General features: G+C 58.0%; 17 protein-coding genes and 3 pseudogenes. 13 read left to right on the plus strand and 7 right to left on the minus strand.

Going from position 1 to position 22,851, the window contains the following annotated elements; genetic code table 11:
* Positions 1-65: 65 nt before the first annotated feature.
* On the minus strand, positions 66-1,388 hold the full coding sequence (locus ACLHDD_RS06170; RefSeq protein ID WP_427103377.1) for an MFS transporter: 1,323 nt from the start codon (positions 1,386-1,388) through the stop codon (positions 66-68).
* 190 nt (positions 1,389-1,578) lie between these two features.
* Positions 1,579-2,592 carry a GT-D fold domain-containing glycosyltransferase gene (locus ACLHDD_RS06175; protein WP_427103378.1) on the minus strand — a complete coding sequence of 338 codons (1,014 nt, stop codon included), beginning with the start codon at positions 2,590-2,592 and terminating at the stop codon, positions 1,579-1,581.
* A 669-nt stretch (positions 2,593-3,261) separates the two neighbouring features.
* On the opposite strand from ACLHDD_RS06175, the gene ACLHDD_RS06180 reads away from it, so the two are divergent.
* From ACLHDD_RS06180 to ACLHDD_RS06210, 7 genes are all read left to right on the plus strand, one after another.
* Positions 3,262-5,616 (plus strand): membrane-bound PQQ-dependent dehydrogenase, glucose/quinate/shikimate family, encoded by a 2,355-nt coding sequence (locus tag ACLHDD_RS06180; protein WP_427103379.1) that lies wholly within the window; start codon positions 3,262-3,264, stop codon positions 5,614-5,616.
* A gap of 297 nt (positions 5,617-5,913) precedes the next feature.
* Positions 5,914-6,894 carry a TIM barrel protein gene (locus ACLHDD_RS06185; protein ID WP_427103380.1) on the plus strand — a complete coding sequence of 327 codons (981 nt, stop codon included), beginning with the start codon at positions 5,914-5,916 and terminating at the stop codon, positions 6,892-6,894.
* A gap of 55 nt (positions 6,895-6,949) precedes the next feature.
* Positions 6,950-7,990, plus strand: coding sequence for a substrate-binding domain-containing protein (locus ACLHDD_RS06190; RefSeq protein ID WP_427103381.1), 1,041 nt, complete (start codon positions 6,950-6,952; stop codon positions 7,988-7,990).
* 16 nt (positions 7,991-8,006) lie between these two features.
* Positions 8,007-9,509, plus strand: coding sequence for a sugar ABC transporter ATP-binding protein (locus ACLHDD_RS06195; RefSeq protein WP_427103382.1), 1,503 nt, complete (start codon positions 8,007-8,009; stop codon positions 9,507-9,509).
* Positions 9,510-9,541: 32 nt separating this feature from the next.
* Positions 9,542-10,513 (plus strand): ABC transporter permease, encoded by a 972-nt coding sequence (locus ACLHDD_RS06200; protein ID WP_427103383.1) that lies wholly within the window; start codon positions 9,542-9,544, stop codon positions 10,511-10,513.
* Positions 10,513-11,370 carry a MurR/RpiR family transcriptional regulator gene (locus ACLHDD_RS06205; RefSeq protein WP_111140371.1) on the plus strand — a complete coding sequence of 286 codons (858 nt, stop codon included), beginning with the start codon at positions 10,513-10,515 and terminating at the stop codon, positions 11,368-11,370. Before ACLHDD_RS06200 ends, ACLHDD_RS06205 begins: the two co-directional genes overlap by 1 nt.
* 2 nt (positions 11,371-11,372) lie before the next feature.
* Entirely contained in the window at positions 11,373-12,233 is an 861-nt protein-coding gene (locus tag ACLHDD_RS06210) for a PfkB family carbohydrate kinase (protein WP_427103384.1), read from the plus strand.
* A 44-nt stretch (positions 12,234-12,277) separates the two neighbouring features.
* Here the strand turns inward: ACLHDD_RS06210 and ACLHDD_RS06215 are convergent, their stop codons facing one another.
* Entirely contained in the window at positions 12,278-13,309 is a 1,032-nt protein-coding gene (locus tag ACLHDD_RS06215) for an NADP-dependent oxidoreductase (RefSeq protein WP_427103385.1), read from the minus strand.
* 302 nt (positions 13,310-13,611) lie between these two features.
* On the opposite strand from ACLHDD_RS06215, the gene ACLHDD_RS06220 reads away from it, so the two are divergent.
* Together ACLHDD_RS06220 and ACLHDD_RS06225 are read left to right on the plus strand one after the other, a co-directional pair.
* Positions 13,612-14,013: a VOC family protein gene (locus ACLHDD_RS06220; RefSeq protein ID WP_427103386.1), complete on the plus strand. Its 402-nt coding sequence runs from the start codon at positions 13,612-13,614 to the stop codon at positions 14,011-14,013.
* Positions 13,985-14,650: a glutamate racemase gene (locus ACLHDD_RS06225; RefSeq protein ID WP_427103387.1), complete on the plus strand. Its 666-nt coding sequence runs from the start codon at positions 13,985-13,987 to the stop codon at positions 14,648-14,650. Before ACLHDD_RS06220 ends, ACLHDD_RS06225 begins: the two co-directional genes overlap by 29 nt.
* Here ACLHDD_RS06225 and ACLHDD_RS06230 read toward each other — a convergent pair.
* Positions 14,643-14,813, minus strand: a pseudogene (locus tag ACLHDD_RS06230) (DeoR family transcriptional regulator); the annotation flags it as partial. The gene ACLHDD_RS06225 and the pseudogene ACLHDD_RS06230 overlap by 8 nt on opposite strands.
* Here ACLHDD_RS06230 and ACLHDD_RS06235 point away from each other — a divergent pair.
* Positions 14,805-15,242, plus strand: a pseudogene (locus tag ACLHDD_RS06235) (GDP-mannose pyrophosphatase); the annotation flags it as partial. The pseudogenes ACLHDD_RS06230 and ACLHDD_RS06235 sit on opposite strands and share 9 nt — an antisense overlap.
* 49 nt (positions 15,243-15,291) lie before the next feature.
* Here the strand turns inward: ACLHDD_RS06235 and ACLHDD_RS06240 are convergent.
* The 3 genes and pseudogenes from ACLHDD_RS06240 to uraH form a co-directional block, all read right to left on the minus strand.
* Positions 15,292-16,392 carry an NADH:flavin oxidoreductase/NADH oxidase gene (locus ACLHDD_RS06240; protein WP_427103388.1) on the minus strand — a complete coding sequence of 367 codons (1,101 nt, stop codon included), beginning with the start codon at positions 16,390-16,392 and terminating at the stop codon, positions 15,292-15,294.
* Between the two features lie 192 nt (positions 16,393-16,584).
* Positions 16,585-16,725 (minus strand): annotated as a pseudogene (locus tag ACLHDD_RS06245) (SDR family oxidoreductase); the annotation flags it as partial.
* Between the two features lie 407 nt (positions 16,726-17,132).
* Positions 17,133-17,555 carry a hydroxyisourate hydrolase gene (gene uraH, locus ACLHDD_RS06250; protein ID WP_288475994.1) on the minus strand — a complete coding sequence of 141 codons (423 nt, stop codon included), beginning with the start codon at positions 17,553-17,555 and terminating at the stop codon, positions 17,133-17,135.
* Between the two features lie 876 nt (positions 17,556-18,431).
* On the opposite strand from uraH, the gene ACLHDD_RS06255 reads away from it, so the two are divergent.
* The 3 genes from ACLHDD_RS06255 to ACLHDD_RS06265 are packed head-to-tail and all read left to right on the plus strand — an operon-like array spanning position 18,432 to position 21,890.
* A complete protein-coding gene (locus ACLHDD_RS06255; protein ID WP_427103389.1) occupies positions 18,432-18,935 on the plus strand; it encodes a sugar dehydrogenase complex small subunit in 504 nt (167 codons plus the stop codon).
* Between the two features lie 20 nt (positions 18,936-18,955).
* The gene (locus ACLHDD_RS06260; protein WP_427103390.1) at positions 18,956-20,560 is read left to right on the plus strand and encodes a GMC family oxidoreductase; all 1,605 of its coding nucleotides are present in this window, start codon (positions 18,956-18,958) and stop codon (positions 20,558-20,560) included.
* Positions 20,553-21,890 carry a cytochrome c gene (locus tag ACLHDD_RS06265; protein WP_427103391.1) on the plus strand — a complete coding sequence of 446 codons (1,338 nt, stop codon included), beginning with the start codon at positions 20,553-20,555 and terminating at the stop codon, positions 21,888-21,890. Before ACLHDD_RS06260 ends, ACLHDD_RS06265 begins: the two co-directional genes overlap by 8 nt.
* Positions 21,891-22,851 lie beyond the last annotated feature (961 nt).

Below are 22,851 nucleotides of genomic sequence, written 5' to 3' on the forward strand. Positions count from 1 at the left end.
CCGCCCAGAGGGCGGCTTAAGTTTGTGAGAATAACGCCAGGCAAAGCCATTCAGGCCAGCCTGTTTCAGGCAGTTGTCACCTCCACCGTGGCAGGCTGTGCTTCAGCCACCAGCGGTTTTTCCGGCTGCAGCAGCGTCATCGCCAGCATACTGCCAAACGCGATCAGTGCCGTCACCGTAAACATGGCGTTATAGCCGTGATATTCCGCCAGCCAGCCGCAGAGCATCGGCGAGATGATTGCGGCCAGGTTGGCAATCGCCAGCGTCATGCCGCTGTAGGTGCCGACTGAGGCTTTGGGGGTCACGTCGATCACCACCGACCAGTAAACATTGTTCACCAGCGCATTCAGCGCATTGCCCAGCGTCATCAGGGCAATAATTCCGGCGGCCGATCCCATATAGGGAATGGCCATAAAGCAGCAGGCGGTGCCGCACAGCGTGACGGCCGCAAACAGATTGCGCGCCAGTCGCAGATTACGGAATCGGGCCAGCAGAGCGTCGGCGATGCGGCCGCCCAGCAGCACCGTGATGCAGGCCCCGCTCCAGGGGATCATCGCCACATACCACAGCGAGTGCAGGTCGTAATGGAAATTATCCTGCAGGTACTTTGGCATCCAGGTCACCAGGGTAAAGGTGATGTAGAGGAAGGAGAAGTAACCCAGCGCGTTGCAGACCAGCGTCCGGCTGGTGAAGAAGCGCCACCAGGGCAGAGGCACGCTGTCGCCCGTGCTGCGGCGCTGACCGTTCTGAATCAGCGCGCACTCAGCGGCGTTGGTAAAACGGCTCTTCTCCGGGCTGTCGCTGAAGGTGCGGGCAAACAGCAGCATCGCCAGCAGGGAGATGACCCCCAGCAGAATAAACATCATGCGCCAGTCGTGAGTCAGCAGCAGCAACCCGACCGCGATTGGGGCGGTCAGCAGTGCGCCGACCTGGGTCGAAAGCAGGCCGATCCCCAGTGCAAACCCGCGCTCGTTATCGGGTGCCCAGTGCGCAATGGTTTTATTCATCAGCGCATAAGCGGGACCCTCGGCAAAACCGAACAGAATGCGCAGCGCAGCAAATCCCATAATGGCTGAGCCGCCAAACAGCGCCATCCCCAGCTCACCGGCCCAGGCGGTGGCAATTTCCAGCAGCGACCAGAGCACGCCTGCCAGCAGCCAGACCTTTTTAGTGCCGATGCGGTCAGCAAGAAAGCCGCCGCACAGCGACCCCAGCAGATAACCAAAGCCAAAATAACCCAGAACGGCGCCAAGCTGGACTTTACTGAAGTGATACTCCGCCGCAATCGCGTTCGCGGCAAAGGAGAGGGCACCGCGATCGATGTAATTGATCAGCGCGATCAGGAACAGCAGTGAAAACAGGGTATAACGGTAACGGCTTGGTTTCATTTCACATCTCCTGATGAGTGGTGTCAGGAGAGCACAAGCAAGTTTAATGCCGGAAACGTAATGTTGTGAGCCAGCTCACGGCCGGCGGGCGCTGCGGGTCGCATGCATTACACAGGCGGCGGGCGCTGAGCCCGCTCATTATTTGCCTGCGCATCAATGCGGTGCAGGTCCTGCCTGCTGATGGGGATGCTCAGGCGGCGTGATGCTGAGTGCTGCTGGAATGCGGCTGCGGAACAATCACTGCGTCCGCAGAGAGATCAGGCTTCGGCTCTGTGTGTGCAGTAGTTTCGTCCACGTGCTGCAGGATCTGTTGCTGGTAGGTCACGTCCGCCACGCAGGTCTGTTCGCCTAACAGCACGCCTGCCTCATTAACGTTTTTCCCCTCTACCTTTATTTTGTGGGTGGCACTGGCCAGCATCCACTCATATTCAATATCGACATGACCACTGTCGATACAGCGGATGCCATGCTGACTTAAATCATGTGCCAGTACTGTGGCGGTCGGCCCTAAGGAAATCAGGACCAAATCGAAATTAACGGCATGGGCAAGCACGGTGTCAAATAGTGCATCATAAACGGAAAAGGCGTTACGGTTCAGGGTGGTAATTCTTTTCACTTCACTGGCGCCGTCCAGTAAATCATTGCCTAATCCCAGACGGGTCCCACTGCCTTCAACAATTAAGACCCGGCGGTTCCGATAAAGTTGTTTAAACTTGTCAAATATCCTGCCGGAGAGTTGTTTGCCTTTATAATCATGATAAGGGCGGGTGACCGATGTATTTCCATAGCGGTACTGTTTATTCAGCAGGGATTCATAATATTTAAAATAAAAAGATTTGTGAAAGAACCAGAACAGGGCCGATCCACTTCGCATGTTGCGGGTGGTGCGAAACGCATCCGGCAGACAGATCAGGCAATTCGGATTCGCTGAAGAACCCTGCTGCAGCACGGCTTTCAGTCGCGCTGACAGCTTCGGATCGAATGGCTGAAAACCGATATTTTTATAGCGCGTCATTTCCAGTTCACCGTCGCCATAACGGGCCAGCGATAACGTGGGTTCACGTAGCAGCAGATCGATAGTTTCCTCAATTGACATCACGGAATAACGTCTGACCCGGGCCTGCGCGGCAGGATAGCGAATAGCGGCGTTGATAAACTTAAAAGGAAAACGAAACTTGCGATATATGGCGTGAAGTGCGGACATAGTTAACCTGCCTGGTGTATTGCTGCCAGAGAAAATCCCGCCTGACGGCCGGATAAATAATGAGAATAATAATGGAAGATAACACAAATAAATGCCGCGTCCCGCTGCGGAATATCTTAAATCCAAATCTGCAAAAGAAACTCACGCGTTGTTAATCTATTCAGGGCAGTTAGCAGAATTGAAAAAATAATAGAATATCGACGTCAACTGCCATTTTTAATAAATAAAAAAGCATTGACACGGCGCAGGTGCTGAAATTCTGATCATTACTCCTCGCTTTTTCGTTGCATTGCCGGTTTTAGCAATAAGAGGTTCTGCGCAGGAGAATGAACGAATCATTATAATTATTTGATGCTTATTGCCGCGCTGTGACCTCACTTAAGCTGTCATTACTGAAGCAATGCTTGTCTGATATTTGATCGCCTTTGAACAAAAGATGCGGTAACTGACCGCTTATGGTTAATTTATTGTGATGAATGTCGCGATATCAGCCGTTCAGGCACGAAAAAAAGCCGCCGCAGCCCGCAGAAGGGTCGGATTTATAATAAATATTTCTAACCATTTACACGTCGGCATGTTTTTACATATTTGATACATAAGTTAATATCTCGTTGAGAATATGTATGCAAATTAATTTTCTGATTGCCGCTAATGAACCGAGGATGGCTCATGATAAATAAATTAACCAGTATAATCATGGTGATATTTGCTATTGCCCTGATTTACATGGGAGGAGAACTCCTGTCAGCAGGAGGCAGTGCATTTTACATTGCGATAGGTGTGGGGATTCTGGTCAGCGCAATATTGCTGATGATGAACAGACGCAGTGCGCTGACGCTCTATGCGCTGCTGATGTGGATAACGCTGCTCTGGATTATCCAGGAAGTGGGCTTTGATAAATGGCAGTGGATCCCGCGTGGCGATCTGTTCGGTCTGCTGGGCCTCTGGCTTGCTCTGCCGTGGGTGGTGCGCCCGCTCTATCAGGGTCAGCGCCGCTTTCATCCTTTGCTCGGCGGAACGGTCGGGCTGATGGTGCTGCTGGTTATCGGCCTCTGTTTTTATGATCCGCTGCCGCAGCAGGGTACGATCACGACACCGCGCCAGAGTGCCGCCACCGGCGGCGCCGCTGACGCGTGGAGTGCGTATGGCGGAACCGCCGATGGTCAGCGTTTTTCGACGCTGAAGCAGATCACCCGGGACAACGTAAACGATCTGGAAGTGGCCTGGACTTACCACACCGGCGACCTGCGTCAGGATGATGATGCGACCGAATACACTTTCGAAGCGACACCGCTGAAAGCCAACGGCATGCTCTACTTCTGTACGCCACACAACGAAGTCCACGCGCTGGATCCGGAAACCGGGGCGGTGAAGTGGAAAACCACGCCGGATAAAAACCGCTCCTATCTGCAGCAGCATCAGACCTGTCGTGGCGTGAGCTACTACGATGCAGCAGAGGCCCAGGGGCAGACAGATACCGCGCCGGCGCTCTGCCGCAGGCGCATCTTTAACGCCACGACCGATGCCCGCCTGCTGGCGCTGGATGCAGACACCGGTAAACCCTGTGCGGACTTCGGTGACAACGGGGTGGTCAACCTGCGTGCCGGCATGGGTGAGGTGCGCCCGCATGCGCTGATGCAGACCGCCGCGCCGCTGGTGGCGGGCAATCTGGTCATTGTCGGCGGCTCGGTGATGGATAACGGCTTCCACAGCGGCAACCCGTCGGGTGTGATCCGCGCCTATGATGCCGTCAGCGGTCGTCTGGTCTGGAACTTCGATCCGGCAAATCCGGAGAACACCGCGCCGATCGCCCAGGGCGCGACCTATCCGCAGGATACCCCGGTCGCCTGGGCAACGCTGAGCGCCGACCTGAAGAATGGTCTGGTCTACGTGCCTTTTGGTAATGCCTCGCCGGATGAGGTCGGTTTTGACCGCGATCCCGCCAGCAATACCGAAAAATTCCGGGATGCGCTGGTGGCGCTGGATCTGAAAACCGGGGCCTTTAAATGGCGTTATCAGAGCTCAAACCACGATCTCTGGGACCGTGACAACCCGTCGCAGCCGTTGCTGGTGGATATCAGCTATCAGGGCACGCCGCAACCGGTGGTGATCCTGCCGACCAAAACCGGCAACCTGTTCGTGCTGAACCGCCTGACCGGCCAGCCGGTCTATCCGGTCGAGCAGGTTAACGTCTCTGTGGATGGCATTAAAGGCGAGCAGTATGCATCGACTCAGCCGGTCTCCAGCCTGAACTTTATCCCGGCGCCGCTGACGGAAAAATCTATGTGGGGCATCACGCCATTTGATCAGATGGCCTGCCGCACCACCTTCCGCAAGCTGCGTTATGACGGCAACCCGTGGACGCCGCCAACGGAAGCCGGCTCGCTAATCTTCCCGGGCAATATCGGCGTCTTTAACTGGGGTTCCGTGGCGGTCGATCCGCAACGTCAGATGCTGATTGCCGCGCCGGTGCGCCTGGCTTACAGGTACAACTTGATCAAACGCACCCCGGAAACTGAAACTCAGCGTACCTTTACCAAAGATGGCACGCCGTACTGGAACGAAAACTTCCACGGTGAGTATGCGATCCATATCCAGCAGATGGCGTCGGGCCTGGGGATCCCCTGCATTGCGCCACCGTGGGGCCGGATGGTCGGTGTGGATCTGACCACCGGTAAAACCAGATGGCTGCGCCGCGTAGGGACGACCCGCAACCTGAAGACCAGCTTCCTGCCTGGCCGTTTCCCGCTCGGCTTCCCGATGGGGATGGTTGCGCACGGCGGACCGCTGCTGACGGCCGGTGATCTGGTGTTCCACGGGGCCACGGCAGATAACTACTTCCGTGCCTATGACAGCACCACTGGCGAACTGCTGTGGCAGACCGAGCTGAGCGCCGGGGCGCAGGCTACGCCGTCCACCTTTATGGGTAAAGATGGTAAACAGTATGTGGTGATTGCCGCGGGCGGTCACGGCTCACTGGGCACCACGGCAGGTGACAGCGTCGTTGCTTTCCGGCTGAAGTAATCCCGATCTGCTGAGCGCCGCCTGGCGCTCAGCTTTTTTCGTCGCCATTGTCAGCCTTTCTTCCCTCCGTAACGTCCGCAGCAACCCGCTGTTTTCACAGCCAAACCCGCCATTTTGCCGCGTGGGTAGCTTAATTACACCCTGAAACTATTTCGTGACAGCTCTCCCAGTTTGGTGATTTGCTCCGCCCGGCAGGCTTGCACATTCAGGCGCGAGGCGTAGATTAATACATAACTTCACAATTAATCGTGAACATGAAAAGTACTTCACAATACGCTCTCTGAAGGATTGCCCCTTATGTCGGAACTAAAATTTGCAACCCGTCTCAACTCATTCGCCTCGGGCGCGCACCTCTACTGGCCCGATCAGCAGGGCAAGCCCTCTGTCCTGCAGATGGTGGCCCGTGCCGGTAAGGTAAAGGGTCTGACACACCTCGATCTCAACTTTCCGCAGCACCTTACCAGCGACATTCCCACGCTGCGTCAGGCGATTGAGGATGCAGGCCTTGCGGTCAACGGCATGCAGATGCGCTGGGACGCCCCACAGTTCAAAATCGGTGCTTTCACCCATCCGGACGCGAAAGTGCGTCGCGAGGCGATCGAACTGACCAAGCGCGGCATCGATGCGGGTCGGGAGTTCGGCTCACGGCTGATGACGCTGTGGATGGGGCAGGATGGTTTCGATTACTGCTTCCAGGCGGACTATAAAAAGATCTGGGAGGATGCGGTCAGCGCCGTGCGGGAAGTGGCGGAGTATGCGCCGGACGTCGATATCAGTATTGAATACAAACCCAACGAGCCGCGCGCCTACAGCATCTTCCCCAACGCCACCACCTGCCTGCTGGCGGTGGAAGAGGCGGGCTGCCCCAATCTGGGGATCACGCTCGACTTTGCGCACGTGCTGTTTGCCAACGAGGTGCCGGCCTACGCCGCCGCAATGGTGGCGCGGCGCTCACGGCTGCTGGGGCTCGACCTGAACGACGGCTGGGGCAAGCGCGACGACGGCCTGATGGTCGGCTCCGTCAATCCGCGCGCCACGCTGGAGTTTCTCTGGCAGATGCAGCGTGACGGCTATCGCGGCGCTTACTACTTCGACACCTTCCCGGATGCCAGCGGGCTGGACCCCATCCGTGAAGCGGAAAGCAATATCGCAACCGTGACCCGGCTGCTGCGGCTGTGCGATCAGCTGCATGGCAACACGGCATTACTGGCGGCGATTGAGCGTCAGGATGCAGTCGCCTCCCAGCAGATCGTCAACGACATTCTGCTGGCGCGATAACGGCTGATCCAGCCGATAACATAAAAACCCTACCCAACATGCTGAGAATATAAAAATGAAAAAACGTCTGCTCGCTGTTATCGCCTCCTCACTGCTCTGCAGCTCCGTCTATGCGGCAGAGCTGGCACCGCTGCAGTCCGACACCGAACCGGATCGCACCGACTGGACCCAGCTCGACAGCAAATATGGGGCACTGCCGAAAGTCGATAAATCGCTGAAGATTGGCGGCGTCTCTAAGACCCTGACCAATGAATACTGGCGTTCGCTCGGCGAGGGCTACCAGAACGTGGCGAAGAAGTATGGCTTCACCGTGGCCTATCAGGCGGCGGCCAATGAAGATGACCAGCTTGGCCAGCTGTCGATCGCCGAAACGCTGATCTCGCAGGGCTTCAACGGCCTGCTGGTGTCGCCTCAGACCGACATCAACCTGGAACCTGCGCTGGAGAGTGCCAGCAGCAAAAAGATCCCGGTAGTCAACGTGAATGATGCGGTGATGCCGAATGCGCGTTACTACGTGGGTAACGTCCAGAAAGATAACGGTGTGCGGGTGGCGAAGTGGTTTATCCAGCACCATCCGCAGGGAGGCAAGGTGGCGGTGATCGAAGGGCAGCCGGGCGTCTATGCCGCCGGACAGCGTACCCGCGGCTTTAAAGAGACGCTGGCGACGGCCGGTAAGTTCACGATTGTTGCCAGCGTGCCAGCCAACTGGAGCCGCGAGCAGGCCTTTAACGCCGCCTCGACCATTCTTCAGCAGCATCCTGACCTGATCGGCTTCTACGCCAACAACGACACTATGGCGCTGGGCGTGGTGGAAGCGGTGCGCGCACAGAACAAAGCGTCACAGGTTGCCATCTTCGGCACTGACGGCATCTCCGATGCCTACGCCTCCATCAAGCGCGGTGAACTCACCGGCACGGTGGACAGTTTCCCGGTGCTGACCGGCGAAGTGGCGATGGATGTGATGATCCGTCTGGTCAACGGTCAGAAGCTGTCGCGCGTGGTATCCACACCGCAGGCGCTGATCACCAAAGAGAACGTCGATGCGTTCTCCACCAAAGACAACAATCGGCTGCGTCAGTTGCTGGCGCAGCAGTAAGTCAGCGGGAGCGGGTATGGAAGAGTTTCGCTTAACGATGCGCGGCATCAGCAAAAGTTACGGTAATGCCGCCGCGCTGCAGGATGTCGATTTCTCGGTGCGGCCTGGTGAGGTGCATGCGCTGATTGGGGAAAACGGCGCGGGGAAATCCACCCTGCTGAATATTCTCTCCGGCGTGCGCGGTGCGGACAGCGGTGAGATCAGCGTCAACGGCAGTCCGGTTCAGATCCGCTCGCCGCTCAGCGCCCGTCAGGCCGGGATCGCAATGATCCACCAGGAGCTGCAGCACGTGCCTGAGCTTTCTGTGGCGCAGAACATGTTTCTGGGCCGACCGCTGACCCGTGCCGGGGGGATGTGGGTCGATAAAAAAGCGCAGCTGGCGCGCGCCACCCTGATTCTGAAGACGCTGGATCCGACCATCGATCCCGACACGCCAATCAGAAATCTCAAAGTGTCGCAGCAGCAGATCGTGGAGATTGCCCGGGCGCTGCTGGATAACGCTCGCATTATCGCTATGGACGAACCGACCTCCAGCCTGACGCCGCGCGAGTTTGATCGCCTGGCGGAGCTGATCGGCGATCTCAAGGCGACCGGGGTGTCGCTAATCTACGTGTCGCACAAGATGAATGAGATTTTCCGGGTCTGTGACCGCGCTACCATCATGCGTGACGGCAGACAGGTCGGCGTGGTCAACATCCGCGATGAGGATGAGGAGAGCATCGTCGCCAGAATGGTCGGACGGAAGATCGACAAGCTCGACCATCAGGCGTTCGTCAGCGATCGCGAAGTACTGCGGGTCGAGGATCTGACGCGTGGCAGCGAGGTGGTCTCCGCCAGCTTCAGCGTGCGGGCAGGAGAGGTGCTGGGCGTGGCCGGACTGGTCGGCGCGGGCCGCACCGAACTGCTGAAACTGATCGCCGGTATCGACAGGCGAACCCGCGGCACCGTAAGCGTTAACGGCAGGGCGGTCAGGAATCACAGCGTGCGCGCCGCGATTCAGGCCGGCATCGGCCTGGTGCCCGAAGATCGTAAAAAAGAGGGCATCATCAAAGAGCGGGCGGTGAAGATGAACATGGCACTGCCGTCAATGCATCGCTTCACGGCAGCGGGCCTGATCAGTCAGTCCCGGCTGGGCCGAGAGGCGCTGCGGGTGATGGGCGACTTGCGCCTGCGGCCGCTCGACATCGAAAAGCCCATCGGCACGCTGAGCGGGGGCAACCAGCAGAAGGTGATCATCGGCCGCTGGGTAGCCGCGGATGCGGAGGTGTTCCTGTTTGATGAGCCGACGCGCGGCATCGACATCGGGGCCAAGTCGGAGATCTATCACCTGATTGAAAAACTGGCCCAGGCGGGCAAAGCGATTGTGGTGGTGTCGTCGGAGATGACGGAGATTATTCGCATTTCGGACCGGGTGCTGGTGATGCGCGAGGGACGAATAACCAAAGAGTTAACCGGCAGCGCGATCACCGAAGAGAACATCGCCCGTTATGCCATTAAAGATATCGATCCAGGCGCCTGACCGCTGTCCTGACACTTATTAAGGTGATAATTATGACGACCCAGACCTCCACCGGGCCAGGCACCCGACCTGCACTGCGGCTTAAATTTAATCTGCGTGATGCGGGCACCCTGATTGGCCTGTTCATTATCATGGTGACATTTTCGTTTCTGTCGCCGGTCTTTTTTACCGTGCCCAATCTGCTCAACATCCTGCAGCAGTCCTCCATTAACGCCCTGATTGCGCTGGGGATGACGATGGTCATCATCTCAGGCGGGATTGACCTCTCGGTCGGTCCGGCGGCGGCGCTCTCGGCGGTGCTGGGTGCAACGCTGATGGCGTCGGGCGTGCCGGTGCCGCTGGCGATTCTCGCGACGCTGGGGGTCGGCGCGTTGTGCGGACTCTTCAGCGGCACGCTGATTGCCTATGCCGGACTGCAGCCGTTTATCGTGACGCTGGGCGGCCTCTCGCTGTTCCGGGCCATTGCGCTGATTTACACCGGCGGCAATCCCATCTTTGGGATCCCGCTGACGTTTCGTAACCTGATTAACAGCGACCTTTTGGGGATCCCGACACCCATTGTGATTGTGGCGGTAATTGCGCTGCTGCTCTGGACGGTGATGAATAAGACCCCGCTGGGAGAGTATATTCTGGCCATCGGCGGCAACGAAGAGGCGGCGCGGGTTGCCGGGGTGCCGGTGAAGCGCACCAAGGTCACCGTCTATGTTCTCTCCGGCCTGCTGGCGTCGCTCGCCTCGCTGATCCTGATCGGTCGTCTCGGCGCGGCGGAGCCGACCATCGGTAACCTCTGGGAGCTGGACGCTATCGCGGCGGCGGCCATCGGCGGGGCCTCGCTGATGGGCGGCAAGGGCAGCATCTTCGGTACGCTGATCGGTGTGGTCATCCTGGGTGTATTACGTAACGGTCTGACCTTGCTGAACATTCAGGCCTTTTACCAATTGCTCGCTACCGGCCTTATTATTATCATAGCGATGTTGATTGACCGGGCGACCCGAGGCAAGTAATGAAGCAAGATCCGCGAGCCATTGGCGCTCAGATTCGCATGCGTTTGCCCCAGCTGACGCCGTTAGAACGGCGGGTCGCTGAGGCGATCATGGCCCGTACCGACATTACCGAGCAGTCTTCGTTAAAGGAGATTGCGCAGGAGAATAATGTCTCTGAAGCGATGATCGTGAAGATAACCAAAAAGCTTAACTTCACCGGCTTCAGGCATTTCAGAAGTGGTCTGATCTACTACAACCAGTCTGAAGTGGCGGGCCTGCATGCGGAAATTGAGCCGGATGATTCGTCGGAGCAGTTGCTGACCAAAGTGTTCAGAACTTCTATCCAGGCGATCGAAGAGACCCTATCGATTCTGGACGTCTCTGAATTCAATCGTGCGGCAGACATCATCTTTAAAGCGCGTCATATCGATCTTTACGCCGTAGGCGGCTCCGCCGCCGTGGCGCGGGATCTGTCGCACAAGATGCTGAAGATCGGCATCAAAACGACCGTCTATGACGACGCCCATATCATGCTGATGTCCGCCGCTGTGTTATCTGACGACGATGTGGTTATCGCCATCAGTCATTCGGGCGCCACACGTGCGGTGAACGATCCGGTCAGGCTGGCGGGAAAGAATGGCGCGAAGGTTATCGCCATCACCAACTACGCCGAATCCCCGATCGCGCAGAACGCCCATGTGGTCCTCAATTCAACCTCTCAGGGATCGCATCTGCTGGGTGAAAACGCCGCGTCACGCATCGCCCAGCTGAACATCCTGGATGCGTTGTTTGTCGCTATCGCTAAAAAAGATCTGAAGCGGGCGGAGAAAAACCTGATGAAAACCCAGCATGCGGTTCAGGATCTGCGGGAATTCTAACTATGAGCAAAATTGCAGTCACCGGCAGTCTTCATTACGACATTATGCTGGATGCGCCTCATCGCCCTGAAAAAGGCGAAACGGTCATGGGCAGCGCCTGTCGCTATAAGTTTGGCGGCAAGGGCGGTAATCAGGCGGTCGCGGCTGCGCTCGCGGGGGCTTCGGTCCGTTTCGCCGGTGCCGTGGGTGACGACGCGCAGGGACAGTTCCTGCGGGATCATCTGCAGCAGGCGGGCGTGGAGATCACGGCGGTCAGCGTAATCCCCGCGTCGCCCTCCGGGATGAGCGTCGCCATTACCGACGCCGAAGGCGATTACGGCGCGGTGGTGGTCTCCAATGCCAATCAGCAGATCCCGCTGACGACGTTTGCAGAGCCCGACTTCTGGCAGGAGGTCTCGCTGCTGGTGCTGCAGAATGAGGTGCCGGAGGCGGTCAATCTCAGCGCCGCCCGTGCTGCACGGCAGCGGGGGATTAGGGTCTGCGTCAATGCCGCGCCCGCCCGTGATTTATCGGCGGACTTTGAAGCCTGTATCGACCTGCTGGTGGTGAATGCCATTGAGGCGCGCGATATGTGCGGGATAAGTGTGCAGGATCTGACCTCGGCGCGGGCAGCAGCCGATGCGCTGGCCAGCCGGTTTGCCCGCGTGGTAGTCACCGCCGGTGAACACGGGGTAGCGTACAGTGAATCAGGAGAGACCCGGACGTTGCCGGCAGAGAAGGTGACGCTGGTGAGTACCCACGGCGCGGGGGACTGTTTTGTCGGGGTGCTGTGTCAGCGCCTGAGCGGTGGCGCGACGCTGGCGGAGGCGGTCAGTGAGGCGAACCGTGCGGCCGCCGAACATGTCTCCCGGCCGCCGCAGTAACGATCTCAGGCGTGCCACGTCACCGACGCGGCACGCTTCTGTGATCAGGCGCCGACGTTGACCACGGTCTTACCAAAGTTTTTGCCGTTCAGCATATCGATAAATGCCTGCGGCGCATTCTCTAAGCCTTCGATCATGTGCTCGCGATAGTGGATTTTTTTGTTTTCCACCAGCGGGGTCATCGCCTTCAGGAACTCCGGATAGCGGTCGCCATAATCCTGGAAGATGATAAAGCCCTGCATACGGATACGGCGCTTCAGAATACCCGCCATGATCAGTGAGGTTCTGTCCGGGCCTTCCGGCAGCTCACGCTGGCTGTACGCGGAGACCAGCCCGCAGACCGGCACGCGCGCGGCGGTATTCAGCAGTGGGAACACCGCATCAAACACTTTGCCGCCCACGTTTTCAAAATAGATATCAATTCCGTCCGGGCAGGCATTTTTCAGCTGCTCTTCGAAATCGGCGCTGTGGTGATCGATGCAGGCATCAAAGCCCAGCGTATCGACCGCATAACGACATTTTTCTTCACCGCCGGCCACACCGACCACGCGACAGCCTTTCTGTTTACCCAGCTGACCAACCGTGGCACCGACCGGGCCGGTTGCGGCGGCCACCACCAGGGTTTCCCCGGCTTTGGGCTGGCCGATATCCATCAGGCCCATGTAGGCGGTGAAGCCCGGCATACCTAGAATGCCCAGCGCCCAGGAGGGATGCGGCAGATCGTTGCCCAGTTTTGCAATTTCTTTGCCATCTGAGACGGCATACTCCTGCCAGCCACTCTGTGACAGCACCCAGTCACCCGTTTTAAAGTCACTGTGTTTAGAGGCTGCGACCTGACAGACAGTACCGCCGACCATCGGCTGATCCAGCTCAGCGGGTGCCGCGTAGGATTTACCCTCATCCATCCGGCCACGCATATAGGGGTCCAGCGACAGATAAATGGTCTTCAGCAGCACCTCACCCTCTTTAATTTCCGGCACGGGCTGCGCCACATGGCGGAAATTCTCTTTAGTCGGTTCACCCTCAGGGCGTGAAGCGAGTAACCAGGCGTGGTTCTGAGTTGCTTGTTCAGTCATCGTTTCTTCCTTTTATAGCCGGGCCATGCACGGGGCATCGCCGTTTGAATACCGGAAAGTGTAGATGACCCCGACGGAAATGCGTTTAGCGTGACGAGCGGTAAGCCACCTGAGCTGCTGTGCGGGCAGGGCGCGCAGGGCGCAGTGGCAGCGCCTCTGCAGGGGGAGGAAGGCGCGGATAACCCCACAGATAACATTCACATCCGCTTGCAAAAAAGCACCGGGCAGCGGCTACCGCACCCGGTGACACGGCACAGGGGACGACGTGTGATAAAGATTGCTTTTTTTCACGGAGGCGCGTTATGACGATTCAGCATCTGCGTATTGCCCGGCCGGTGACTGACCTGGCGCGGAGCAGCCGGGTCTGGTGTCACGGGCTGGGACTGCAGAATATCGGCGGCTTTACCGGCCATCAGGGTTTCAGCGGCGTTGTGCTGGGGGCGGACGGGCTGGGCTGGCATCTGGAATTTACCCACTGTCCGGAACACCCGCTTCTGCCTGCGCCCACCGCAGACGATCTGCTGGTGCTCTATCTTCCCTGTCACGCGGAGTGGCGCGAACGGTGTGCCCGCATGGATGAGGCGGGTTTCCTGCGGGTGCCTGCGTTTAACCCGTACTGGGATCGACAGGGCGTGACATTCAGTGACCGCGACGGTTATCGTGTGGTGATCCAGCATGCAGTCTGGCCCCCTCAACCTTCCTGATAAACCGGAGCAGACCCTGAACATTCTTTGCTTACATACGGCGGCCAGTAACATTGCGATATTTGATGCCGCCGCAACGGCTCTGGCGCAGAACTCAACGCCCCTGAGCCATCTGGTGATGCCTGAACTGCTGGCGGAAGCGGAGCGCAGCGGCGGGATGACAACACCGTTACGCCAGCGTCTCGCACAGCTGATCGCCTCGCTGCTGCCGTCGTTCGATGCCATCCTTATTACCTGCTCGACGCTGGGCCCGGTTGCCGATGAGTTCCGCCTGCAGGATCGCGTCATGCGCACGGACGCGATGCTGGCCAGCGCGCTGCAACGTCATGCAGGACCCACGGTGGCGCTCTGTGCCGCAGAATCCACCCTGGCGGCGACACGGACGCTCTTCTGTTCGCCTGGCAGTCAGGTTGAGGTCGTGCTGGTGGAGAATGCCTGGGCCGCGTTTAAAGCAGGAGAGAACAGCCGCTATTTCGCGCTGCTTGCCACGGCGGCGGAGCAGGCTTATCAGCAGGGCGCTGTGGCGGTGGCGCTGGCGCAAAGCTCGATGACGCCGGTCGCACAGCAGTTTCCTGCCGCGCAGCGTCCGCTCACCGCGCCGTTTCTGGCGCTGCAGGCCTGTTACGATCTCAGATAATCGTCACGCCCTGCTGATGCAGCGCCCGGCTCAGCGCCGCGTCCGGCGCGCACTCTGTGACCAGCGTGCTCGCCAGCGACAGATCGCCAATGGCAAAGGCGGAGGCGGCGTTCAGCTTCTCTGCTGACGCCAGCACCACGGTTTCTGCGGCGCGGCCTGCCATCGGGGTAACGGCGCGGGTATCCTGCTTTACAACCCGGATACCCGCCAGTTTCGTTTTCCCGTGTTCCTGAACGGCCATGACGGTTTTCTGATTGAAGCGGCTGCAGGCCTGCTGGATAACGCTTCACCGGAAGCCCGCATCGTGGCCGAGGCGGAAGAGGAGACCGGTTTTCGCGTCACCCGGGTAGAGAAAGTGTTTGAGGCCTTTATGAGCCCAGGCTCCGTCACCGAAAAGCTTTACTTCTTTATCGCCTAATATGATGACAGACAGCGCAGCGGTGAGGGTGGCGGTATCGAGGAGGAGGGCGAAGATATCGACGTGCTGGAGCTGGATTTCGATCAGGCGTTACGGGCGATCGATCAGGGGGAGATTGTGGATGCCAAAACTATCATGCTGCTGCAGCATCTGCGTCTGAAAGGCATTTTATAAGCTCGCTTAACCGGGCAGACCGCTGTGCAGGCGGTCCGCCCATTAAGGCTTACTGATCCTGCGTCAGGATGCCTTTTACATCGTGCGGTTCAGAGCGCAGATACTGCGGCGGCACCTGAACTTTGCCATCCAGCGCGGCAGCGGCGTGCCACGGCCAGCGCGGATCGTAAAGAATACCGCGCGCCAGAGCGACCAGATCCGCTTCACCCTGTTGCAGCACATCTTCAGCCTGCTGTGGCTCAGTGATCAGGCCAACCGCGATCACCGGAATTGAAACCTGCTCACGGATATCCCGGGCAAATGGCACCTGATAATTCGGGCCGACATCAATTTTCTGATCTTCCGACAGGCCGCCACTGGAGACATGGATATAGGCACACTGCAGCGCTTCCAGCTCACGCGAGAAGGCGATGGACTGCTTAATCTCCCAGCCGCCTTCCACCCAGTCCGTGGCAGAGATGCGCACGCCCACCGGCACCGAAGCGGGAACGGCATCACGGACGGCTTTAAAGACCTCCAGCGGGAAGCGCATACGGTTCTCCAGTGAACCGCCATATTCATCACTGCGCTGATTGGACAGCGGCGACAGGAACTGATGCAGCAGATAGCCGTGTGCGGCGTGAACCTCGATAAGCTGGAAACCCAGACGCACGGCGCGCAGGGCGCTGTCGACAAAGGCCTGAGTGACCCGTGCCAGGTCGTCACGACTCATGGCAACCGGTTTGATCTCATCCGCACTGTAACTCAGATCAGACGGCGCGATGGTCTGCCAGCCACCCGCATCCGGGGCTATCTGCTTACCGCCTTCCCACGGCACCGCACATGACGCTTTGCGTCCTGCATGACCCAGCTGAATACCGATCGGAATCGAGGAGTAGCGGCGGACATCTTCCAGCACCGTCTTCAGCGCAGCCTCATTGTCATCATTCCACAGACCGAGATCACCGGGAGAGATGCGGCCAATATCCTCGACGGCTGTGGCTTCAATAATCATCAGGCCCGCGCCGGAAAAGGAGAGCTGGCCAAGATGGATCCGGTGCCAGGCGGTCGCATTGCCCGCTTCAGCAGAGTACTGGCACATCGGCGCAATGACGATACGGTTATCCAGCTCAAGTTCGCCCAGCGAGACAGTGGAAAAAAGTTGGCTCATGTTATCTCCATGGTGTTATGAATGACGTGACAGGCAATAACTATAGCGGGGGATTGGCAGGGTCGGGGGGAATGCAACGTGACATTTTATGACGACGTGCTTTCCTGCGGTCATGGCAGCGGCGTTTTGGCGGGCGTCATTGAGAACGAGTCAACCTGCCCGCCAGAGGAGGCGGGCAGAGAGAAATGGCCGTCAGACCTGCGCCATGCCACCGTCGACAAACCGTTCTGCTGCATTGATAAAGCTGGCGGCGTCAGAGGCAAGAAACGCCACGGTTCTGGCGACCTCCTGCGCTTCTCCCAGGCGGCCAGGCGGGATTTGGGCTGACAGCGCAGACAGCGCATCAAACCAGACGCACTGTGCAACGGGCACCGGCTGGTAAGTTATCGCTTGCCGCAGACGGGCAGGCCGTTTCCGTTTCGGTTTGAACGGCAGGATGAAAAAGAAGATCGTCCCGCCGCATCGCATCGGGGTGAATGAGCGCAAGGGCCATCTGACGACCGGACTGGGGATTACTCAGACGTTCAGTTACTGCCTTTCGCCGTTTCTGCAGCAGGGGCCGTATGGCAGAGATTCTGCGGGAGTGGCGTCCTGCGTGGTAGCCTTTTCATCTGGTCTGTCCGCAAAACCGGCATGTCACTCAGCGGCTGCGGATATTCATCGACTGGCTGGTGGCCTGTTTTCCGGCGAAGGTCGCGGGAGAGGACTCATCCGGCACCTGAGTGCCGGATGAACCGGGATCAGTTACCGCGATAGGTCGAGTAGCCGAAAGGGCTCAGCAGTAACGGAATGTGGTAGTGCTCGCCGTTGGCGTCCATGTTGAACTCCACCGGAATTTCCGGGAAGAAGGTTTTCTGATTGCTCTTTTTGTAGAAGTCACCGGTTTTGAACACGACGCGGTAGCTGCCTGCGCTGGCCATTTTATCCTGCGGGAAGAGGGCACTGATGCGACCGTTGTTATCCGTGACGCCGGAAGCCAGCTTCACCCAGTTATCCTGCTGCTTTTGATCCAGCTCAACCTCGATTCCCGCCGTAGGCTGGCCGGTCTGCAGGTTCAGGACGTGGACGCTCAGGGGGTTTTTAGCGGCGGCAGGCTGCGCGGCGATAGCGGATGCGCCAGAGGTCATCAGTAAAGTGGCAATCAGAGCATGTGACGTTTTCATCAATGTTTCCTTATATTGACTCGTTGGGTGACAGTGAGGAAAGGGTAAGGTCTCTGACGGCAAAGGGGTATTTATCGGCGGAAAATGTGAAATTTCTGAGAGCCGGAGGCTCCCTGGGCTTTAGTTACATCATACAAATGACCTTCTGTTACCTCAGTCCGGCACGCTGCGGTTAAAGCAAGTCAGCAACGTAAACGACCGCTCAATCCTGTCAGAAAAAGCGGGGCGGTGAGATGTTAACACTGATTTATATGATTTGAGTCAATAAGTTACCCGCTGGCGTGATGAATATAGTCAACCGGCGCGGCCACGCCAGCGCAGTGCGCTGCGTGATTACTCTCTGCCGGTACAGCACAGCGGGTTATTGCCTGCTGAGGCGACAGGATCGCTGAGGCAGACAGGCAGGCGCGGCGGGCCGACATTACGCGAAAGATAACCTCTTCAGGACGACAAGCATGAGAATGAATAAACTGGCGCTGGCCATAATGTTACTGGCTGGTGCGACCTTATTTCCGTGCCTGTTTTTACGCCACGCATCGAAGCGGATCAATAATCTCCTGATAATCTGAATAACGCCGCGCGGCGCTGAACGGACGTCCCGAACCCCGGCTGACGGCGAAAAGAAGAGGGCGGCTGTCAACGCATCGGGACGGTATAGCTGATGTTTAAGAACGATTTAATATACTCGCCGCGCGCAGAATGACGATCGTTTAAATTAAATAACGGTGCGCAATTAAATAATCAGCCAGCATTGTCTCCTGGTCGCGGCTTTATTTAACCGACAGGGCGCTTCTCTATTATTGCTGGCAACCACAGGCGCATTCGATTGACTTTGTTGCTCGCAGACTCGCGAGCGACGATTGACTGGACAACACTATGAATCACTATTCCCGCCGCCGCGCGCTGAAGATGATCGGGCTGGTCGCTGTCGCTACGGCTTCCGGTCATCTGCTTCCACTGCCACGGCTCAGTGCCGCACAGCCCCAGGCACCGCTAACCGGACTGGATGATTTTCTCCATGTTTCACGACTACTGACCCAGCAGGACGATCTCAGCCCGGCGCTGGCACACGCGCTGATGCTGGCGCTGACCCAGACCCACACTGCATTTGCCCGTGACCTCACGACGCTGAGCGCGCTGCTGCAGAATCAGCCCGGACTGCTGTTGCAGGATCGTCTGACCTTTGCGTCTGAAGAATCCGCCAGCGAGGCGCTGGCGAAAGCCATTCTCGGCGGCTGGTATACCGGCGTTGTCGGCAAAGGTAAAGCTGCCCTGTATGTCACCTACGTGAATACGCTTTCAAATCAGCTGGTCAGAGACAAAGTCGTGCCGCCCGGTTTTGCATACGGTCCTGTAGGAAGCTGGGCGAAACAGCCCTGACGAAGAGAGTTCTGCTATCCATGAATAAACAAACTTCCCCCGACGTGGTCGTGATTGGTGCGGGCGTCAACGGTTCGCTGCTGGCCACGCGACTGGCCAAAGCTGGCAAGCGTGTACTGTTACTGGAGTCTGGCCCCAGAGTCGGCCGCGACGAGCTGGTCGACCGGTTTCGCGCCTCCGCATTCAAGTCGGACTTTATGTCACCTTATCCATTTTCTCCGCTGGCTCCGCAGCCACGTTACACGCCGGAGCCGAATGATTATCTGCATCAGACGGGGCCGCATCCGTTTGCCGCACAATATATTCGCATTTTCGGCGGCACGAGCTGGCACTGGGCGGCACAGCTCTGGCGCTTCATGCCCAACGACTTCCGGCAGCACAGCCTGTATGGCGTCGGCAAAGACTGGCCGATTGGCTATCAGGATCTGGAAGAGTACTATTACCAGGCCGAGGCGATTGCGGGTGTCGGCGGCTCACCGGACAACGGTTCGCCCCGCAACAAACCCTTCCCGATGGCGCGCGTTCCGGCTTCCTGGCTGCAGCAGCGGGTGACGGCGCGGCTGGCGCCAGATTTTACGGTACTGGATGACTGCACCGGGCGAAACAGCCGAAGCTTCGACGGCCGTCCTGCCTGCTGTGGCAACAATAACTGTATGCCTGTCTGCCCGATCGACGCCCAGTATCACGGCGGACTCGCGGCGCAGCAGGCAGAAGATAGCGGGGTGCAGGTCATCACCGAAGCCGTGGTTTATCAGCTGGAGCATGATACGCAGGGGCGGATCACGGCGGCGCGCTATTATGACTGGAACAAAATCAGCCATCGGGTAACGGCAGAGACCTTTGTGCTGGCCGCCAACGCGATCGAAACCCCTAAGCTGCTGCTGATGTCCGCCAGCGATACCTTCCCGCAGGGCATCGCCAACGCCCGTGACAACGTGGGCCGCAACCTGTGCGATCATCCGGCGATAAGCGTCACTTTCGATGTGGATGAGGAGATCTGGCCGGGGCGCGGGCCAGTCAGCCCGTGCTCGATAGGCCAGTTCCGCGATGGCGATTTCCGGCGCGAGCACTCGCCGTTCCGCATTGATATCTCTAACGCGTCGCAGGTCGCGGCGGTAACTAAAGAGGTGCTGGCAGAGGGCTACTTCGGCAAAAAACTGCAGGACGAAATCCGCTTCCGCGCGGCCCGCCGCCTCAGTATTAAAAATGCGCTGGAGCAGTTACCCGATCCCGATAACCGCGTGACCCTGAGCAGCAACAAAGATGCGCTGGGCCTGCCGACGCCGTCGCTTTACTGGAATATTGATGATTACGTAGTCAGAGGCACGGCCAGAACGCGGGAGTGTTACGACGCCATCGCGAAACGGCTGGGTGCGACCAACATCCGGCATAGCAAGACCGGTAAATTCTCCAACCGTCAGCATATTACCGGCACGCTCTCGATGGGCCGCGATCCGGTGACCAGCGTGACCGATGAATGGGGGCGGGCGCACGACCACCAGAACCTGTTTATGGTTGGAACAGGCGTTATGCCAACGGTCGGCACCTGCAATGTCACGCTAACGGCGATGGCACTGGCGCTGCGCACGGCAGACAGGATTCTGCAGGAGACGCAACATGGTTAAGTTCTGGTACGCTTTAGTAACTGCGGGCACTTTACTGGCAGCCTCAGCCCAGGCACAGTCGGCCGATCAGAATGAGCTGATCCGGCGCGGCGAATATCTGGCGATAGCGGGCGACTGCGGCGCCTGCCATACGGAGGAGGGCAAAGCGCCTTTCAGCGGCGGCCACGCCATCGTCAGTCCGCTCGGCACCATCTTCAGCACCAATATTACGCCGTCGAAACAGGCCGGTATTGGCGACTACACGGAAGCAGAGTTCGCGGCGGCGCTGCGAAAAGGAATTCGTGCCGACGGCAGCCGTCTTTATCCTGCAATGCCTTACACCGCCTACGCCAGGCTCACCGATGAGGATGTCTCGGCGCTCTATGCCTACTTTATGCAGGGCGTAAAACCGGTGGATGAGTCGCCGCCGCAGACGGCGCTGCCATTCCCGTTCAATCTGCGCATCAGTATGGCGTTCTGGGATCTGCTGTTCGCCGACGGCAAGGTTTACCAGCCCGATCCCACACAGAGTGCGGCCTGGAACCGCGGCGGCTATCTGGTTCAGGGACTGGCGCACTGCAGCACCTGTCATACGCCGCGCAACCTGCTGATGGCGGAGCAACAGAATAAATGGTTAGAGGGCGCTTCGCTCGGTACCTGGTATGCGCCGGATATTACGGCACTGGCACTGAAGACGAAACCGCACTGGACACAGCAGATGCTGGCTGAGTATCTGTTGACTGGTCATGCGGCCAACGGCGCCACGGCAGGCGGTCCGATGCGGGAAGCGATTGACAAAAGTTTCTCGCGTATGACAGAGGACGATCGTCAGGCGATCGCCACTTATCTGCTGCCCGCCGACGCTGCCGCCACCAAAACCCCCGACATCAGTGGATTACGGCCGGTCACCGGTGACGATCTGCCGCAGACGCTGGCGACGCTTAGCCAGGGTGAACGGATCTACCGGGATAATTGCGCGTCCTGCCATAACTTAGCGGGCCAGGGTCAGAACGGGCTACCGGCACTGCAGAATCATCCCGTGCTGAATAAGCCCGTGGCGGATAATGTCGCAATGGCCATTCTGGATGGCATCTGGCCCGAAAAAGGTCAGGGCATGATCGGATTTGCCGGTTCACTGAACGACGAACAGATCGCCGCCGTGACCAATTACGTGATGCAGGATATGGGGCACAGTCAGGTACAAATCACGCCGGAGAGAGTGAAAGCACTGCGCGCTGGCGGCGAAACGTCGCCGCTGAAACTCATGGCACGCATCGGCATGGGTGCGGCGGTGGTCGCGCTGATATTGATCGCGTTCTGGTTCCGGAAGAGACGCGCAGCAAAAGTCTGAGTGTAAATCCCCGCAGACGGTTGTCGCGGGGATTTACTTATCGGCCGGGCAGCGTTCGTTAATTGCCGCCTGATTATAGCAATGGCGGATTCAGCGTATGGTTACCGACGCCGTTATCGATGTGATAATGACGAAAGACAAACAAAAGACAAAGAAGCAGACAACACGGCAGGGAACAGAAGAACAGGATAAACCGGTAACCCCATGACGTATCCTGATAGCTTATTTAACATAATATACATTATGCGCTCTTAAAGGTTATGATGGCCGGACATCGCTGAACTGCTGAATTTCACTGAAAACGGCCTTTTGCCCCTGACTGCTAATCCGGTCCTCAGTTCGGCCTGGCTTCGACGATAGCCTCGCAGTTTATCCCATGATCCCGTTGGGCTTCTGATTTTCTGTTTTACGCGACGCGCCAGTCCACCGTCACTGTTCTGATCGATTCGTCATGCTCTCCTGCCCGCTGATACGTCTGCTGTGTCGAAGGTACTGATTCAACTGACTCGCGCTTTCAACGGCACTTATTCTGTTACGACTTCCGTTGCTGAGCGCGCTAATTCGCTGTTTTGTGACGATCTCTTTTGTAGAATGCACTGATACTGGCCCACTTTTAACGATGCGCATTCTGTTACGGCCTTCGCTGCTGAACGCGCTGAGCCTGCATTCACATTTTCGATTGCCGTGAGTTCTGCGGATGAAGAAAAAACTGTGCAGATCTCTTCCCGCTTACGTGTCTCTGCCGATGTCTGCTGCTATGCAGACTTGCAGGCGTTCCCGCGCGGAATCTGAGGCGCTGACATGCGCGCACGTCCGATTTAAATACATTGCGGCTGCGAATTATTATGACCGCCAGTTAGGGTTCCGCTCGCCGCCCAACCATGCCAGCCCCTGATCCTGCTCCGGATGTCGCAGCATAAACACAAAAAATGGCAACGCTACGTGAATTCTGACGCAGTTG

It is taken from the genome of Pantoea sp. NSTU24, from assembly GCF_050157905.1.
GTDB lineage: Bacteria > Pseudomonadota > Gammaproteobacteria > Enterobacterales > Enterobacteriaceae > Pantoea.